This window comes from Mycobacterium sp. NGS56 (genome assembly GCF_059812425.1).
This window is the reverse complement of sequence record NZ_JCALCQ010000001.1, coordinates 557615-573019: the sequence shown is the minus strand read 5'-3', so window position 1 is coordinate 573019 and position 15405 is coordinate 557615. Positions and strand designations below refer to the sequence as shown.

The window sequence follows — 15405 nt, the reverse complement described above, 5'->3', positions numbered from 1 at the left end:
CAAAGTGGTGGGTGGGGCGCGCCTGGCTGGACGAGGCAGGTGGGACGAGGACGACGGGACGCGGTTTCAAACACGGGGCTCATCCCTCGAAGCGATACCCCATCCCCGACTCGGTCAGCAGGTGCTTTGGATGCGACGGATCGTTCTCGAGTTTGCGGCGCAGCTGCGCGAGATACACACGGAGGTAATGTGTTTCGGTCGCATATGCCGGGCCCCACACCTCTTTGAGGAGTTCCTCGCGGGTCACCAGCTTGCCGCGATGGCGGACAAGGACCTCGAGCATCCCCCACTCGGTCGGGGTGAGGTGGACTTCGCGGCCGTTCTTGGTGACCTTCTTGGCGGCCAGGTCGACCGTGAACGATTCGGTCTCGACCACCGGTTGCTCCAGTTCGGATGCAGCTGCGTTGCGCCGCACGGCGGCGCGCAGCCGCGCCAAGAACTCATCCATCCCAAAGGGTTTCGTCACATAGTCGTCGGCGCCGGCGTCCAGCGCCTCGACCTTGTCCGACGAATCGGTGCGCGCCGACAACACGATCACCGGTGCGGTGAGCCAGCCACGCAGACCGGCCAGCACGTCGATGCCGGAGATGTCGGGCAGGCCGAGGTCGAGGATCACCACGTCAGGTTTGTGCTCGGCGGCCGCGCGCAACGCGCCGGCACCGCTGGACGCGGTGATCACGTCATAACCCCGCACCGTCAGGTTGATGCGTAGCGCACGCAGGATCTGCGGTTCGTCATCGATGACCAGGACCCTCGTCATATGCGCCGCTCCTCAGCATCGCTGCGCTCTGCATCGTCGCCGGCGCGCGTCATAACGCATCAATCGCCTGTGGCGCAGCCAGATCCACGATCACGGTCAGCCCACCTCCCGGGGTGTCGGTGGCGGCAATCGTCCCGCCCATCGCTTCGACGAAGCCAAGCGCCACCGACATCCCCAGGCCGACACCGATCGTGTTGTCGTGATCGCCGAGACGCTGAAACGCTTCAAAGATCTGTTCCTCGGCCCCATGCGGAATCCCGGGGCCTTCGTCGATGACGTTGATCAGCACGCGATCACCCACCCTTCCGGCGTTCACCCGGACCACACAGTTGGGCGCGTAGCGCAGCGCATTGTCGATCAGGTTGGCCAGCACCCGTTCAAGCAGCCCCGCATCGGCCATCACCATGGCGTCGGCCACCTCTACCTTGACCCGATCGATGGCGGACCGGAAGAATCCGGTGGCGCCCTTGCCGATGCTGACCAGTGCCCGTTGCACGATCTCCTCCAGATACACGCGGTTCAGTTCAGGGTGGATCACCCCGGCGGCCAGACGCGACGAGTCGAGCAGGTTTGCGACCAAAGCGGTCAGCTGGTCAATCGACTCCTCGATGGTGGCCAGCAATTCTGCGGTGTCGGCGGGGGAGAAGGCGACGTCCTCGGCGCGCAGGCTGGAGACGGCGACCTTGGCCGCGGCCAGCGGCGTGCGCAGGTCGTGGCTGACCGCAGATAGCAGTGAGCGCCGAAGTTCGTCGGCCCGGACGATCGCCTCGGCTCGGCTCGCCTCTTCGGCAAGCTCGCGCTGCCTGATCAAACCCGCGGCCTGCTTGGCCACCGCCCCCAGTACCCGCCTATCACGTGCGGACAGCTTGCGTCCCGCCAGCAGCATCCAGAACTCGTCGTCGCCGATTTCGATTGCGGTGTCGGCGGAATCGACGGTGACACAGGGATCGCGGCCCACACAGGCGACGACCTCACTCGTGTTGCCACCCGCTCGCATGTCGTCGGCGGTCTCGCGCAGCATGCTGACCGCACGCTGCGCGTAGGTCTCTCGTACCCGTTCGAGCAGCGTTTCCAGGTCGGCGCCGCGCAGCACCGAACCCGCGAACAGGGTCAGCAGCTCGGCTTCCTGCGAAGCGCGACGGGCCTCCCGGGTGCGTTTTGCCGCGAAGTCGACCAGCACCGCGACGGCGACCGCGATGAGCAGCAACACCAATTCGGTGATTGCGCTGTTGGGTTCGGCGATGGTGAAGCTGTGCCGCGGGGGGATCAGGTAGTAGTTCAGCAGCAGGCCGGACAGCACGGCCGAAAGCGCCGCGGGCGCAACGCCTCCCAGCAGGCCGACCAGCAGCACGCCGATAAAGAACAGCGCGCTCTCGCCGCCGGTGTCCAAATACGGATCCAGCGTCGTGACCGTGACCGCGCAAATGACCGACGGCACGATTAAGGCCGCCAGCCACGACGGCACCCGCCGCTCGCGGGGCGCGAGTGACGACACCCGGAAGCCGCGCTTGGACTCCCCGTGGGTGACCAGGTGCACGTCGATCTTTCCCGACAGCTCCACGATCCTAGGACCGATGCCCTCCTCGAACAGGCGTGCCCAGCGCGATCGCCGCGAAGTGCCGATCACCAGCTGCGTGGCGTTCATTTCGCGGGCGAACTCGAGCAGCGCCCTGGGAACCTCATCACCGACCACGGTGTGCATCGAGGCGTCCAGGCTGCTCGCCAACTCACGGATCTTGGCGATCCGCGACTCCGACAGGCCGGCCAGACCGTCACCGCGGATGACATGCACCACCATCAGCTCCGCGGTGGACTTCGATGCGATCCGCGATGCCCGTCGCACCAGTGTTTCGGATTCGGGACCACCGGTGACCGCGACTACCACCCGCTCGCGGGCCTCCCACATGTCGGTGATCTTGTTCTCCGCGCGGTATTTGGCCAACGCGGTGTCGACCTGGTCGGCCAGCCACAACAGCGCCAGTTCCCGTAACGCGGTCAGGTTTCCGCGCCGGAAGTAGTTGGACAGCGCCGCATCGATGCGATCCGGTGCATACACGTTGCCATGAGATAACCTGCGGCGTAACGCCTCTGGCGTGATGTCGATGAGCTCGACCTGAGCCGCCTGTCGGACAACCGAGTCCGGAACCGTCTCTTTTTGCTCTATGCCGGTGATTTGGGCGACGACGTCGTTCAGGCTTTCCAGGTGTTGAACGTTGACCGTTGAGATCACTGTGATCCCGGCGTCGAGCAGTTCTTCGACGTCTTGCCAGCGCTTGGCGTTCTTGCTGCCCGGTGTATTGGTATGTGCGAGCTCGTCGACGAGGACGACTTGCGGGCGGCGCGCCAAAACAGCCGGCACGTCTAGTTCGGCGAAGCTGCCGCCGCGATAGTCAATGTAAATCGGCGGGATGAGCTCGATGCCCTCAAGCAGCTCAGCGGTTTTCGACCGGCCGTGGGTTTCCACCACGCCGGCCACCACATCGGTGCCGCGCTCCAGCCGCCGATGTGCCTCGCCAAGCATCGAGTACGTCTTGCCCACGCCCGGAGCCGCACCGAGATAGATGCGTAGTTCCCCGCGTTTGGGATGGTGGTCGCCGACGCTGACGTCGCTCACGTCAACCATCATCCCCCTTCGGCGCTAACTCGTGACCGGATACCGGTGGTCGAGTTGCAGATTTAGTTGCAGCACATTGACGCACGGTTCACCGAAGAATCCGAGTCCGCGGCCGCTGCTGTTCTGTGCGACGACGTGGCGTATCTGATCTGGGCTGACGTGGCGCACCTTGGCCACCCGCGCCACCTGGATGTCGGCATAGGCGGGTGAGATGTTCGGGTCCAGCCCGCTGCCGCTGGCCGTTACCGCGTCGGCCGGCACCGCCGGGTCGCCGGGTGCGGCGCCGCGGATCGGCACGATCTGCCCGATCGTGTAGTCCTCGCCATACTTTGCGCATTCGACCCGCACGCCGTCGTAGCGGGTGAGGAACGGCGTGGTCGTCGATCCGCACGGCTCGTTGACGCTGACTACCCGGGTCGGGCGGATGACGTTGCCGCGCGCGTCGCGCGGGCCGATCACCGACAGCACCGCACCCACACCACCGCCGGTGCAGAACGGTCGCGACCCATCGATGCCCTCCAGCTTGCCGACGGCGGCGCTGCGCGAGCACACGGTAGTCAACAGGCTCGGTTTGAACCCGGCATCCGATGCCGACTTGCCGACCGCTAGTTGCGATGGATCGGCGGGCTTGTCGACGATGCTCTCCGGGCCGAGGTTGCTGCCACCCGACGAGGTGGGGTCATACCCGTTGCCGGCCGCCGAGGGGCGGCTCTGAAAGTACTGCGGGAGCGCGTTGCCGTCCTTGTCGGTGAACGCCTGGCCGATCAGTCGGCTGCCCACCGGCCTCCCGTCGGCCGCCAGAATCGACCCTTCGGCCTGGTCGCGCAATCCGGGAAAGTGTGCGACCACCCAGATGAACAGGGGATAGCCCAGGCCGGTGATCACGGTCAGCACCAGCAGCGTGCGCAGCGCGGCCCAATGCAGACGAACGAAATTCGAGAAAGACATATCACGATATCCCTGGGATGAATCCAACGATCAGATCGATCAACTTGATTCCGGCGAACGGGGTGGCGATACCGCCGAGACCGTAGATATAAAGATTGCGGCTCAGCAGTTTTGACGCGCTACTCGGCGTGTACCGCACGCCGCGCAGCGACAACGGGATCAGCAGGACGATGATGATCGCGTTGAAGATGACCGCGGACAGGATCGCCGACTGCGGGCTGTGCAGCCGCATCACGTTGAGCAGGTCCAGCCCTGGGAAGAGCGCGACGAACATCGCCGGGATGATCGCGAAGTACTTGGCGATGTCATTGGCGATCGAGAAGGTGGTCAGGGCGCCGCGGGTGATCAACAACTGCTTGCCTATCTCCACGATCTCGATGAGTTTGGTGGGATCGGAGTCCAGGTCCACCATGTTGCCGGCCTCTTTGGCCGCCGACGTACCGGTGTTCATCGCCACACCCACGTCGGCTTGTGCCAGGGCGGGAGCGTCGTTGGTGCCGTCGCCCGTCATCGCGACCAGCCTGCCGCCTTCCTGTTCGCGTTTGATCAGGTCGAGCTTGTCCTCGGGTGTGGCCTCGGCCAGAAAGTCATCGACGCCGGCTTCGTCGGCAATCGCTTTGGCGGTCAACGGATTATCTCCGGTGATCATCACCGTTCGGATGCCCATCCGCCGCATCTCGTCGAACCGGTCACGCATGCCCTGCTTGACGACGTCCTTGAGATGGATGACACCGAGCACTCGTGCTTGTCTGTCGGCCATGCCGGCACCGCTTTCCCCGACGACCAGCGGAGTACCGCCCCCGGCCGAGATGCCGTCGACGACCTCGCCGAGTTGTTTTGGCACCGTACCCCCCTGCGCGCGTACCCATTCCGCCACCGAATTCGCGGCACCCTTGCGTAACAGGTGACTGTCGAGGTCGACACCCGACATCCGGGTGGCGGCCGAGAATGTCACCCATCGGGCCTGGGCGAGTTCACCGGGCGTGCGTGCACGCAACCCGAAGTGTCGCTTGGCGAACACGACAACCGAACGGCCCTCCGGTGTTTCGTCGGCAAGGCTGGACAACTGCGCGGCGTCGGCGAGCTGTTCGGCGGAGACCCCATCGAGCGGGATGAAGGCCGCAGCCTGCCGGTTGCCCAGGGTGATGGTGCCGGTCTTGTCCAGCAGCAGGGTGTTCACATCGCCGGCGGCCTCCACCGCCCGCCCGGACATGGCAAGTACGTTTCGCTGCACCAGCCGGTCCATGCCGGCAATGCCGATGGCGGACAGCAGCGCACCGATCGTCGTCGGAATCAGGCAGACCAGGAGTGAGACCATCACGATCCCGGTGACACCATTTGCGTTGAGAGCCTGGCTATCCGGGGCTCCCGGATTGTTGACCTTGGAGTAGATCGCCAGTGGCTGCAAGGTCGCGACGGCGAACACGAAGATGATCGTCAACGCCGCCAACAGGATGTTCAGCGCGATCTCGTTGGGAGTTTTCTGCCTGTTAGCGCCCTCGACCAACGCAATCATCCGGTCGATGAAGCTTTCTCCTGGCTTCTGGGTGACTTTCACGACGATGCGGTCGCTCAGCACCGTGGTACCGCCGGTCACCGCCGAGCGGTCACCACCGGACTCGCGGATCACCGGCGCCGATTCACCCGTGATCGCCGATTCATCCACCGAGGCAATACCTTCCACGACATCGCCATCAGCCGGGATGACCTGACCGGCCTCGACCACAACGATGTCGCCCTGCTGCAGCTGTGGCGCGGCGACCGCTTCCTCGACCGCGGTGGCTCCTGGTGCCCAGTCTTTGAGTCGCCGGGCCATAGTTTGGGTCTTGGCCCGACGCAGCGTTTCGGCCTGGGCCTTGCCCCGGCCTTCGGCCACCGCCTCGGCCAGGTTGGCGAACAGCACGGTCAGCCACAGCCAGAGCACCGTCAGCCAGGCGAACCACGTCGGGTTGATGAACGCCAGCACGGTGCTCCAGGCGGCGCCGATTTCGACGATGAACATCACCGGGTTCCGCCACAGGGTGCGCGGGTCGAGTTTGCGCAGCGCATCCGGTGTCGATTTCCACAGCATTGTCGGGTCGAGCAGGCCGCCCCGCACCCGCTTTCTGCTTGCGGGAGTCGCCGTTCGGGTCAACTCGGCCGGGTCGATGGCGGTCGCGGTCATCAGTGGATTCCTTCGGCGAGAGGCCCGAGCGCGAGCATGGGCAGGAATGTGAGGGCGACGACAATCAACGTGACACCGGCGACCATCCCGACGAATTGCGGCCGGTGAGTAGGCAGGGTGCCCGTCGACTCCGGTGTGCTGCCCTGCCTGGCCAGCGCACCGGCCAGCGCCAGCACGAGCACGATGGGCAGGAATCTGCCGAAGGCCGTCGCCAACGCGAGGGCCGTGTTCCACCAATCGGTGTTGGCACTGAGTCCGGCGAACGCCGACCCGTTGTTGTTGGTCGCGGAGGTGAAGGCGTAGAGCACCTCGGAAAGTCCGTGCGGTCCGCCGTTGAGCATGCCGGCCCGCTCGCCTGGCAGCGCCATCGCGATCGCGGTACCGGTCAAAACGATCAACGGCGTCACCAGGAAATAACTTGCGGCAAGCTTGATTTCGCGTGGGGTGATCTTCTTTCCGAGGTACTCGGGGGTACGCCCGACCATCAGCCCGGCGACGAAGACGGTGATCACCGCCAGGATGAGGATGCCGTACAGGCCAGAACCTGTCCCGCCGGGCGCGACCTCGCCCAGCTGCATGTTGAACATCGCGATCATGCCACCCAGGCTGGTCAGCGAGTCATGGGTGGAGTCGACGGCGCCGGTGGAGGTGAGCGTCGTCGCGGCGGCGAACACCCCCGAATCGGTGACACCGAAGCGTTGCTCGACTCCCTCCATGGTCGCGCCGATCGACGTCGGGACCGTGCCGTGGTGCTGCACCTGGAACCACAGCATGAACGTCGTGCCGGTGGTGTAGAGCGTCGCCATGACGGCCGCAATCGCGAAGCCCTGCTTGGTGTTACCCACCATCTGCCCGAAGGTTCGCGGCAGCGAGAAGCCGATCACCAAGATCAGGAAGATTTCCAGCCAGTTGGTCCAGGCGGTCGGATTTTCAAACGGGTGCGCGGAGTTCGCGTTGTAGAAGCCGCCGCCGTTGGTGCCAAGTTCCTTGACGACCTCCTGGCTGGCCACCGGCCCGCCGGTGATGGTCTGCCGCGTGCCGTTGACCGCGGTGACGACCTGGTCGTGCAGGTGAAAGTTTTGGATCGCCCCGCCGGCCACCAGCAGGATCGCGCCGATGATGGCGATGGGCAACAGGATTCGCAGCGTTCCGCGCGTCAGGTCCACCCAAAAGTTTCCGAGCTCCCCGGTGCGTCTGCGGGCGAACCCGCGCACCAGCGCCACCGCCACCGCCATACCCACTGAGGCCGACGCGAAGTTCTGCACCGCCAGTCCTGCCATCTGTACGAGATGGCCCTGGGTCGTTTCACCGGAATACGCCTGCCAGTTGGTGTTGGTGACGAAGCTGACCGCGGTGTTCCAGGCCAACGACGGCGTCATCTTTGTGGCCGGGTCGTGCAGGTGCAACGGCAACTTGTCCTGAACGAGTTGGAAGACGAACAGGAACAGGATGCTGACCGACGAGAACGCCAACACGCTGCGGGCATATGCCCCCCAGGTCTGCTCCGAGCCGGCGTCGACCCCGATCAGTCGATAGATCACCCGCTCGGCATGGAGGTCCTTTTCGGACGTATACACGCGAAACATGTAGTCCCCGAAGGGAATGTGCACGACTACCACGGCCGCGACGAGAACGACAAAGAATCCGATCCCGGCTGTTGTCGTGCTCACTTAGAACCTCTCGGGGAACAGCAGGGCGCCTGCGAGGTAGAGCGCAATGAGGATGCAAAGCACCAGGCCGACCGCGTTCTGATAGTTCACAGCCGTTCGACCAACTTCTGAGCCAGGCCGAGTGTGGCGAACATCGCCACGGTCAGCACGAGATACACCACGACGCCCATCATTTCTCCGTCCCGTGCCGATCACGTGCATACAAAAGGGGAACTCGACGAGGCAGCCACAGCGCGGTCTCGCCAGCCAGATCAGCTCGAAATTAGCTCCGGTGTCATCCGCCGGCGCGTCCGGTTGACGATTTCCTAACGGGCGCGCGGTGCACATTTACGGGTTCTTAACGCGCGCCCCGAGAGCCGAGTCGGCCGCGTCTCACGGCCGGGTCAGGAGATTGCAGCGGCTCAATGACCCGCAGCGGCCCACACATGGGTGCCGGCGCGCTAGTGTGATGGTTCGTCGGCGACGGAACTACTGATCAATGGCAGCCGCACCCGGAAAACCGTGCTGCTCTCGTCGGATTCGGCAGTGACCGAACCATGGTGAGCCTTAACGATCGAACTGACGATGGCTAGTCCCAGGCCATTGCCGGTGCCGTTGGATCTGGACTTGTCGGCCCGGACGAACCGCTCGAACAACTTCGGGAGCAGCTCCGGGTCGATCCCCGGGCCGTCGTCGGTGACGGTCAATTCCGCGCACGGCGCCTCGGGACCGGTGTGGCGGCAGGTGATTTCGGTCGTCACCGTAACCCCCGGCGGGGTGTGCACGTGGGCATTGCTGAGCAGATTGCTGACCAGCTGATGTAGCCGGGCGTGATCGCCGCGCACCCATACGGGCTCACTGGGCAGCTCTTTGACCCAGCGGTGCGTCGAGGCCGCCACCGTCGCGTCGTTGACGGCATTGCTGACCACCTCGGCCAGGTCGACGTCCTCGGACTGCAGGTCTTGACCTTCACCCAGACGGGAAAGCAGCAGCAACTCGTCGACGAGCAACGCCATCCGCCGGGCTTCGGACTCGATTCTGGCGAGTGCATATTCGGTGGTCGGCGGCAGCGCCGAACTGTCCTGACGGGTGAGTTCGGCGTAGCCCTGAATGGCGGCCAGCGGTGTGCGCAACTCATGGCTGGCATCGGTGATGAATTGGCGCATCCGCATGTCCGAGTCAACCCGGTGCGCCAGCGCGCCATCGACGTTGTCCAGCAAGCGGTTCAACGTGTGGCCGACGATCCCCACCTCGTTTTGCGGATTGGTGTCCTGCGGTGGTACCCGGACGCTGATCCGGTGGTCGTCGCCGGTTAGCGGCATGGCCGCGACACCGGCGGCGATGGCCGCGAGCCGGCGCAGCGGACGAAGCGTGTAGCCGACCACCCACACCGTGAGCCCGGCGGTGAGCAGCAATGCCGCCGCGGTGAGCGCGATGGTGGTGAGCTGCTTACGGGCGATGATGCGGTCGGCGAGTTTCTGCGACACCCCGACCACGAGGACGTCGGAGCCGTCGACGGTGCTGTCGATACGGTAAGGCCCCAGCTTGCCGAGTGATTCGGTGCGTGGCGAACCGTCACGCCACGATTGCGATTGAAGGTCGCGGACGACGTCGGGTGGCGCGGGTTTCGGTTCGTCCTCGGAGAAGACCGCCGACCCGATCACGGTGCCGTTGTGCAGCACGGCGATCAGGTTTCCCGGCGTCTGCCCGGTGAACTCCAGCATCGCCTGTTCGATGGGCGGGGTGCCGGGATGCGGCGAAACATGTTCGCCCTTCCGGTATTTGGTGTACTGGTGGCTCAACGCGTCCAGGGACTGTGCGACGGCGGCATCGCTCATGATGTTGACGTAGCCGCGCAAGCTCAGCACCGAGACGATGCCGACGGTCACCAGCACAACGCTGACCACGGCCAGCACGCCTAAGAGCAGTTGGCGCCGTAGCGAATGGGGGAACCACCGGGGGAAATTCCCGGATGTGCTGTCCGGGTCTGGGGTCATTCCGCCGGCCGCAGCATGTACCCCACACCGCGGACGGTATGAATCATCGGTTCCCGCCCGGAGTCGATCTTCTTCCTCAAGTACGAGATGTAGAGATCGACGATGCTGGTGCGGCCGGCGAAGTCGTAATTCCAGACACGGTCCAGGATCTCGGTGCGGCTCAGGGCGCGGCGGGGATTGCGCATGAGGAAGCGCAACAATTCGAATTCGGTAGAGGACAGCGATATCGGATCGCCGTCACGGGTGACTTCCCGGCTGGCGCTGTCGACCTTGAGGTCGCCGACTTTGAGCGTCTCGGAGGTCGGCGCGGGTTGCTGGCCGGAGCGGCGCAGCAAGCCGCGCAGCCGGGCGACCAGTTCTTCGAGGCTGAACGGCTTGGTCATGTAATCGTCGGCGCCCGCGGTCAGACCGGTGACCCGGTCCATCACCGAGTCGCGCGCGGTGAGGAAGAGCGTGGGGGTGTAAGCGTCGGATTGCCGGACGCGTTCCAGGATTCGCAACCCGTCCACATCGGGAAGCATGATGTCGAGGACGAGGACGTCGGGACTGACCCGGTCGAACTTGGCCATGGCCTCGCGCCCGTTGTGGGCGATGTCGACGACCCAACCCTCGTAATGCAGCGCCATTTTTACCAGGTTGGTCAACGCCGGCTCGTCGTCGACCAGCAAAACCCGGATGGGTGACCCGTCGGGACGGTGGATCCTGGGCAGCTGGCCCAGGATGGCTTGGCGTGGACGCTGCGTGCTTGAGTACCCCGACATTGCGGTCATGTTCCTACATTCTGGCAAGCCACACACCCGACTGTCACGGAGTTCATAGAATTCTCAAATGTAGTTTATGCCGTGGGGTCCGCTCGAACTGAAAACGGCGTGCCAAAAATGCTGGGATGCAGAGTCGTTGCTGTGGCGGCCGGGCAGTGGTCGGCGTCGCCGAACACAGCGCGAAACTAAGTTTCAGGTGAAAACGGGGCCGCACATCGAATGGTGTGCGGCCCCGTCTCAAGACGTTTTAGGCCCAGGAGGACCCAACGGCGCTGTCGGTGCTGGCCATGTTGCTGCCCGCGGACTGGACCTTCTGTCCGTGCGCGTTGGCCTGCTCGTAGATGACCTGAAAGTTACGACCCAACTGGGTGATGAACTCCTGGCATGCCACCGAACCCGCACCGCCCCAGAAGTCGCCGGCAGCAAGCACATCACGAATGATGGCCTGGTGCTCAGCCTCCAAGGACGCGGCCTGGGCGCGGATCAAGGCACCGTGGGCGTCTACGTCGCCGAACTGGTAATTGATGCTCATTTGCGTATCTCCTTAAAACTGTTGGGCCACAGCCGGTTCGGCTGTTAGCTGCCGAGGATTTGCTGCGAGGCCTGCTCTTGCTGCTCGTAGTTGTTCGCGTCGCGAATCAGCCCATCGCGCACTCCGTGGAGCATGTTGACGATGTTGCGGAAGGCCTGGTTGACCTGACCCATGGTGTCGTACGAGGTGGCCTGCGCCTGACCGCTCCAGCCCGCGCCGGCGATGTTCATCGAGGACGCCCACATCTTGCGAGCCTCGTCCTCGACGGTCTGGGCGTGCACCTCGAAACGGCCCGCCATCGCCCGCATCTCGTGCGGGTCGGTCATAAAACGTGTTGCCATGTCGGCTGTCTCCTATCGTGAAGCTTCAGTTCGCGGAAGTCTTTACCAGTTGTACTTAATGCCGTGGTGGCCGCGTTGTAAATAGATTACGGCGCCCCGGTTAAATGCTTCGCCTCAAACCGGTGACATCTACCCCCTTCTTGCCATATCAGCGGTCTTCTCTTTAGACGACGACCTGTTTGGGCATGACGATCGGCTTGAAGCCGTATCGCGGTCCGGTGCCGTAGGCGCCAGCGCCCTTTGCCGCCGCCGCCATTCCGGGCATGCCGGGCATCGCGCTGACCGACTCCGCCTCGGCCGCCGCCGTCCACCCCGAGCCTGCGAGGGGAGCGGTGGAGGAAGCCGCCGACGCCGGCGCGGCCGCACTCCAGCTGGCCGGAACCGACAGTCCGCCGACCGCGGAGGCCTCGCCGACGGCCGCCGAGGCCCCCGCGCCCGACACCGAGCCCACCATCGTGCCCGGCGTAATCGCGGCCGCACCCGCGGCGGGTGCAACGGAGTCGGTGAGGGCGAAGGGGATCGCCGGCACGGTCCCCAGGGTGTGCCCGAGTGATACGGCCGTCGGGATGGCGGTGCAAACCCACCATGCACTCGTGTTGACCGCGCCGTTGATGGCGTTGAAGACGGACGGCGTGCCGAGCAAGCCGTCAAACGACTGCAAAAGGTTCGCCCCGGTGGCCGGAATATCCGGGGTCGTGTAGCCGGGGATGCTCAATGCGTCCGAGAGGGGACTGGCGGCCAACGCCTGCAGCGTGCCGCCCGTCGAGTCAGCGGCAAGGGCGGTGCTATCCGCCGCCGAAGCGGCCGCCGGATTGGTGGTCGAGGTCAGTGGCGTGACGGGTGTAAGGACCCCGGCCGCCGCGGAGGCGGCTTGGTACGCGCCCATCGCGGTGGCGTCTTGGACCCACATCGCTTCGTACTCGGCTTCCAACGCAGCCACTTGCGGAAGCGTGAAGGGCAGCCCGGCGAGGGCAGCATAAAACGCGGCTCTGTTGGCATAGACCAGCGCCGGGTTCACCACGCCCATGTACGCCGCCTCGAAGGCGGCGGCCGACGCCGTGGCCTGTGCGCTCGCCTGCTCGAGCGTCGCCGCCGTCTCGGTCAGGTAGGTGATGATCGGCTGGGCCGCGGCCGCCGCCGCCGCCGACCCCCCGCCTGTCCAGCTCTCTGTGGTCAGCAACGAGATGATCGACTCCCACTGCGTCGCCGTGGAACTCACCTCGGCGGCCAGGTTGGCGTACGCCGCCGCGGCGGCCATGAGCGGTGCCGCGCCCGGACCGGCGTACACGAGCGTCGAGGTTATCTCCGGTGGCATGGCGGCAAAATCAAAAACCATTGTCTTCTCGCTCCCTGTATCCGTTCGAATTTCGCTTCGCGTTAACCGAGCTCGCTGCTCAGACGGTCGCCGCTTTCGGCATGACGATCGGCTTGACGCCGTAGCGCGGCGCGCCGAAGCCGGCGCTGTTGCGCGCGGCCGCGCCCACTCCGGGCATCCCGGGGATGATCGTCCCCGCGCCGGCCTGCGGCGCCGCGGCAGTCCAGCCCACCGTCTCCAGCGGCGCCGCGCTCGTGCCGACGACCGGGGTCGCTGAGCCGGCCCAGGTCGGTGGCACCGACAGCTTGCCGACCATGGTTGCCTGTCCTGCTGCGGCCATCGGTGCGCCCAGGCCAGCCATGCCGCCACCGGCCATCGGCGCCATCGGCGCCGTCGCGTCGGCGAGACCCGCCGCGTCGGCGGCCGAACCGGCGGCGTCGGCGACGGAGGTGTCAAGCAGACCGCCGCCGCCCAAGCCGAGCAGGGCGGAGCCAGCGGACGCCCAGTTCCCTCCACCGATGTTGAAGATGTTGCCCAAGTTGCTGGACAGGCCGAACGGCCCACCGAGTCCGGCGCTGTAGTTGCCGGTACCGCCGAGCAGCCACTGGAGGATGTCTAGGGGGTTGGAGCCGGGGGTCGCAGCGGCATTCGAAACGCCGGCAAGGTTGGAGGCGTTGGACAGCGTGGCCTGGGCTGCGTTGATGGCTTCGGTGTCCCCGTAGCTGCCGGAGCTGATGCCGAGGGTTTGCGCGTAATTTTGCAGAAGGGTCTGCGCCTCCGCCGCGATCGTTTGGTACTGGGTGCCGTACGCCGAGAAGATTGCCGCTTGCTGGATCGACACCGGGTCAGCGGCGGCGGGAGCGATGACGGTGGTCGCCGCCGCGGCGCCCGCGTTCTGCGCGGCCAGGTTGGCGTTGATGCCCGAGAGCAGCCCCTCGGCAGCGAGCATCTCTTCGGTTTGTGTTGTCAGAAAAGCCACGGTTGCTCCTAAAGTTGGAACGAGCCGACCCCCATGTGTTGGTCGACCTGTGTGTTTGCGTAACGGCCCCTGTGCGTTGGCGTAACACTAACGACCCACGCGTTCACGTTCCCGGCGGAAAGGGCCAGGTTGACGGCCGTTTACGGCTTTTTAACGATGGAGTCGGCAGTTTTAACACGGTCCTGCCGGACGACATAACGGCGTCATCTGTCATCGCGCGGAAACCCGTGGTTAAGCCGCGCGGGCGCGGATCGTAGCCGACACTGATCGCGAATGCATCTTGCGATTTCGGGCTATTTCCAGCGGGATGCGATGTCTCGGTTTCGGCGGCGGCGCGCTAGCATTCGCCGCCGGGCCCCCATAGCCCAATTGGCAGAGGCAGCGGACTTAAAATCCGCCCAGTGTCGGTTCGAGTCCGACTGGGGGCACGGTATTAACGTGTGGGCGAGAGCGCATGTCGGCCACCATTCGAGCGGCCAACTCACGGCTTTCGGACTCGCCCTGACAGCAGCGTGATAGCGGGTCGGTGTGACGGCGGCGTCGCCAGCAACGCAGGAGGTCAGCCGTCCTAGTGAAATGGCTGAAGCGAAGCGCGACTAGTCACTCGCCCCGCCTTGTTGCAAGAAGTTCAGCGTATATCCCTGGTAGGTCAGTTCCTTGGGGTCAAGTCCGATGATCTCGAGAAATGGGTACCACTCCCGAGAGTCGACGAACCAGTCCCAGCGTTTGATGTGGCCATCCTGGTTGGTCCAGACGTAATCCCACTCATGCAATTCGAGCACCGTGCCGTTGGGTAGTGTGCCCGCATAGGTGTCACGCACGGCGAAGCCCCAGTCGGCAGCGGTGCAGTCGAAGGGAGTCACGATCCGGAAGTCGGGGACGTGCTTCCACCACATACGAAACTCGGGAGTAAGCATGTCGCCGTCGGGCGCGTACTTGGTCATAGCGGCCGCGAGTTCCTCAGTAAAGAGGTCCGCCATCGGTTGCGCAACGCCTCCGTTGAACAAGGGACACATCATCACTGCGTCCGGCGCGTAAATCCACTCATCTCCATAGGTGATGTGGTTGGTTTCGGGCGCTTTCGCGTAGGCCTCCCACTTGGCGTATGCCATCCTGCGGTGTAGAGCCTCTCGATCCTGCGCCATCGTGGTCACCTTCCGAGTCGTCGAATTGCTGTCGCAGCCTCAGCGTAAACGCTGCTTGTCTTTTCCGAGAACGTTAATTCTCAAATCAGGAGGCTGGCACCAGGTGCTTGCTGACTTCCAGCGCGCGAGTCCTGCCGCTGCTGGGTCACTGCTGGCCAGCAATATCTCTAATATCGCCGAGCCACCTGTGGGGCGAGGTT

The 15405-nt window shown here is 64.8% G+C and carries 14 protein-coding genes and 1 tRNA gene; 1 reads left to right on the top strand and 14 read right to left on the bottom strand.

What is annotated here, in order from left to right; genetic code table 11:
* Window positions 1-79: 79 nt before the first annotated feature.
* The 13 genes from AC5Y4F_RS02670 to AC5Y4F_RS02610 all read right to left on the bottom strand — a co-directional run bounded on the left by AC5Y4F_RS02670 (window position 80) and on the right by AC5Y4F_RS02610 (window position 14060).
* On the bottom strand, window positions 80-760 hold the full coding sequence (locus AC5Y4F_RS02670) for a response regulator (RefSeq protein WP_499995009.1): 681 nt from the start codon (window positions 758-760) through the stop codon (window positions 80-82).
* Window positions 761-809: 49 nt separating this feature from the next.
* Entirely contained in the window at window positions 810-3386 is a 2577-nt protein-coding gene (locus tag AC5Y4F_RS02665; protein ID WP_499995004.1) for a DUF4118 domain-containing protein, read from the bottom strand.
* Between the two features lie 12 nt (window positions 3387-3398).
* A complete protein-coding gene (locus AC5Y4F_RS02660; protein ID WP_499995002.1) occupies window positions 3399-4322 on the bottom strand; it encodes a potassium-transporting ATPase subunit C in 924 nt (307 codons plus the stop codon).
* Window position 4323: 1 nt separating this feature from the next.
* Window positions 4324-6486: a potassium-transporting ATPase subunit KdpB gene (gene kdpB / locus AC5Y4F_RS02655; RefSeq protein ID WP_499995000.1), complete on the bottom strand. Its 2163-nt coding sequence runs from the start codon at window positions 6484-6486 to the stop codon at window positions 4324-4326.
* On the bottom strand, window positions 6486-8156 hold the full coding sequence (gene kdpA / locus AC5Y4F_RS02650; RefSeq protein ID WP_499994998.1) for a potassium-transporting ATPase subunit KdpA: 1671 nt from the start codon (window positions 8154-8156) through the stop codon (window positions 6486-6488). Before kdpA ends, kdpB begins: the two co-directional genes overlap by 1 nt.
* A complete protein-coding gene (locus tag AC5Y4F_RS02645; protein ID WP_067940127.1) occupies window positions 8157-8246 on the bottom strand; it encodes a K+-transporting ATPase subunit F in 90 nt (29 codons plus the stop codon).
* A complete protein-coding gene (locus AC5Y4F_RS02640; RefSeq protein ID WP_156750236.1) occupies window positions 8243-8326 on the bottom strand; it encodes a potassium ABC transporter ATPase in 84 nt (27 codons plus the stop codon). The genes AC5Y4F_RS02645 and AC5Y4F_RS02640 overlap by 4 nt, the downstream gene beginning before the upstream one ends.
* 270 nt (window positions 8327-8596) lie before the next feature.
* Window positions 8597-10132 carry a sensor histidine kinase gene (locus AC5Y4F_RS02635; RefSeq protein ID WP_067940131.1) on the bottom strand — a complete coding sequence of 512 codons (1536 nt, stop codon included), beginning with the start codon at window positions 10130-10132 and terminating at the stop codon, window positions 8597-8599.
* Window positions 10129-10902 (bottom strand): response regulator transcription factor, encoded by a 774-nt coding sequence (locus tag AC5Y4F_RS02630; RefSeq protein WP_067940136.1) that lies wholly within the window; start codon window positions 10900-10902, stop codon window positions 10129-10131. Before AC5Y4F_RS02630 ends, AC5Y4F_RS02635 begins: the two co-directional genes overlap by 4 nt.
* Before the next feature lie 238 nt (window positions 10903-11140).
* Entirely contained in the window at window positions 11141-11425 is a 285-nt protein-coding gene (locus AC5Y4F_RS02625) for a WXG100 family type VII secretion target (protein WP_062899478.1), read from the bottom strand.
* Window positions 11426-11469: 44 nt separating this feature from the next.
* On the bottom strand, window positions 11470-11766 hold the full coding sequence (locus AC5Y4F_RS02620; protein WP_067929734.1) for a WXG100 family type VII secretion target: 297 nt from the start codon (window positions 11764-11766) through the stop codon (window positions 11470-11472).
* A gap of 163 nt (window positions 11767-11929) precedes the next feature.
* On the bottom strand, window positions 11930-13102 hold the full coding sequence (locus AC5Y4F_RS02615) for a PPE family protein, SVP subgroup (protein WP_067940138.1): 1173 nt from the start codon (window positions 13100-13102) through the stop codon (window positions 11930-11932).
* 58 nt (window positions 13103-13160) lie between these two features.
* A complete protein-coding gene (locus AC5Y4F_RS02610) occupies window positions 13161-14060 on the bottom strand; it encodes a PPE family protein, SVP subgroup (protein ID WP_067940140.1) in 900 nt (299 codons plus the stop codon).
* A gap of 354 nt (window positions 14061-14414) precedes the next feature.
* Between AC5Y4F_RS02610 and AC5Y4F_RS02605 the strand changes: the two genes are divergently transcribed.
* A tRNA-Leu gene (locus AC5Y4F_RS02605) sits at window positions 14415-14488 on the top strand.
* A gap of 168 nt (window positions 14489-14656) precedes the next feature.
* Here AC5Y4F_RS02605 and AC5Y4F_RS02600 read toward each other — a convergent pair.
* Window positions 14657-15205 carry a hypothetical protein gene (locus tag AC5Y4F_RS02600; RefSeq protein ID WP_067940142.1) on the bottom strand — a complete coding sequence of 183 codons (549 nt, stop codon included), beginning with the start codon at window positions 15203-15205 and terminating at the stop codon, window positions 14657-14659.
* Between the last annotated feature and the right edge of the window lie 200 nt (window positions 15206-15405).

What these genes read in the sequence shown, in the direction of transcription:
- AC5Y4F_RS02640 (WP_156750236.1), bottom strand. Translation starts at nt 8,326, where the DNA reads ATGGGCGTCGTGGTGTATCTCGTGCTGACCGTGGCGATGTTCGCCACA.
- AC5Y4F_RS02665 (WP_499995004.1), bottom strand. Translation starts at nt 3,386, where the DNA reads ATGATGGTTGACGTGAGCGACGTCAGCGTCGGCGACCACCATCCCAAA.
- kdpB (WP_499995000.1), bottom strand. Translation starts at nt 6,486, where the DNA reads ATGACCGCGACCGCCATCGACCCGGCCGAGTTGACCCGAACGGCGACT.
- AC5Y4F_RS02635 (WP_067940131.1), bottom strand. Translation starts at nt 10,132, where the DNA reads ATGACCCCAGACCCGGACAGCACATCCGGGAATTTCCCCCGGTGGTTC.
- AC5Y4F_RS02625 (WP_062899478.1), bottom strand. Translation starts at nt 11,425, where the DNA reads ATGAGCATCAATTACCAGTTCGGCGACGTAGACGCCCACGGTGCCTTG.
- AC5Y4F_RS02630 (WP_067940136.1), bottom strand. Translation starts at nt 10,902, where the DNA reads ATGACCGCAATGTCGGGGTACTCAAGCACGCAGCGTCCACGCCAAGCC.
- AC5Y4F_RS02600 (WP_067940142.1), bottom strand. Translation starts at nt 15,205, where the DNA reads ATGGCGCAGGATCGAGAGGCTCTACACCGCAGGATGGCATACGCCAAG.
- AC5Y4F_RS02670 (WP_499995009.1), bottom strand. Translation starts at nt 760, where the DNA reads ATGACGAGGGTCCTGGTCATCGATGACGAACCGCAGATCCTGCGTGCG.
- AC5Y4F_RS02620 (WP_067929734.1), bottom strand. Translation starts at nt 11,766, where the DNA reads ATGGCAACACGTTTTATGACCGACCCGCACGAGATGCGGGCGATGGCG.
- AC5Y4F_RS02615 (WP_067940138.1), bottom strand. Translation starts at nt 13,102, where the DNA reads ATGGTTTTTGATTTTGCCGCCATGCCACCGGAGATAACCTCGACGCTC.
- AC5Y4F_RS02660 (WP_499995002.1), bottom strand. Translation starts at nt 4,322, where the DNA reads ATGTCTTTCTCGAATTTCGTTCGTCTGCATTGGGCCGCGCTGCGCACG.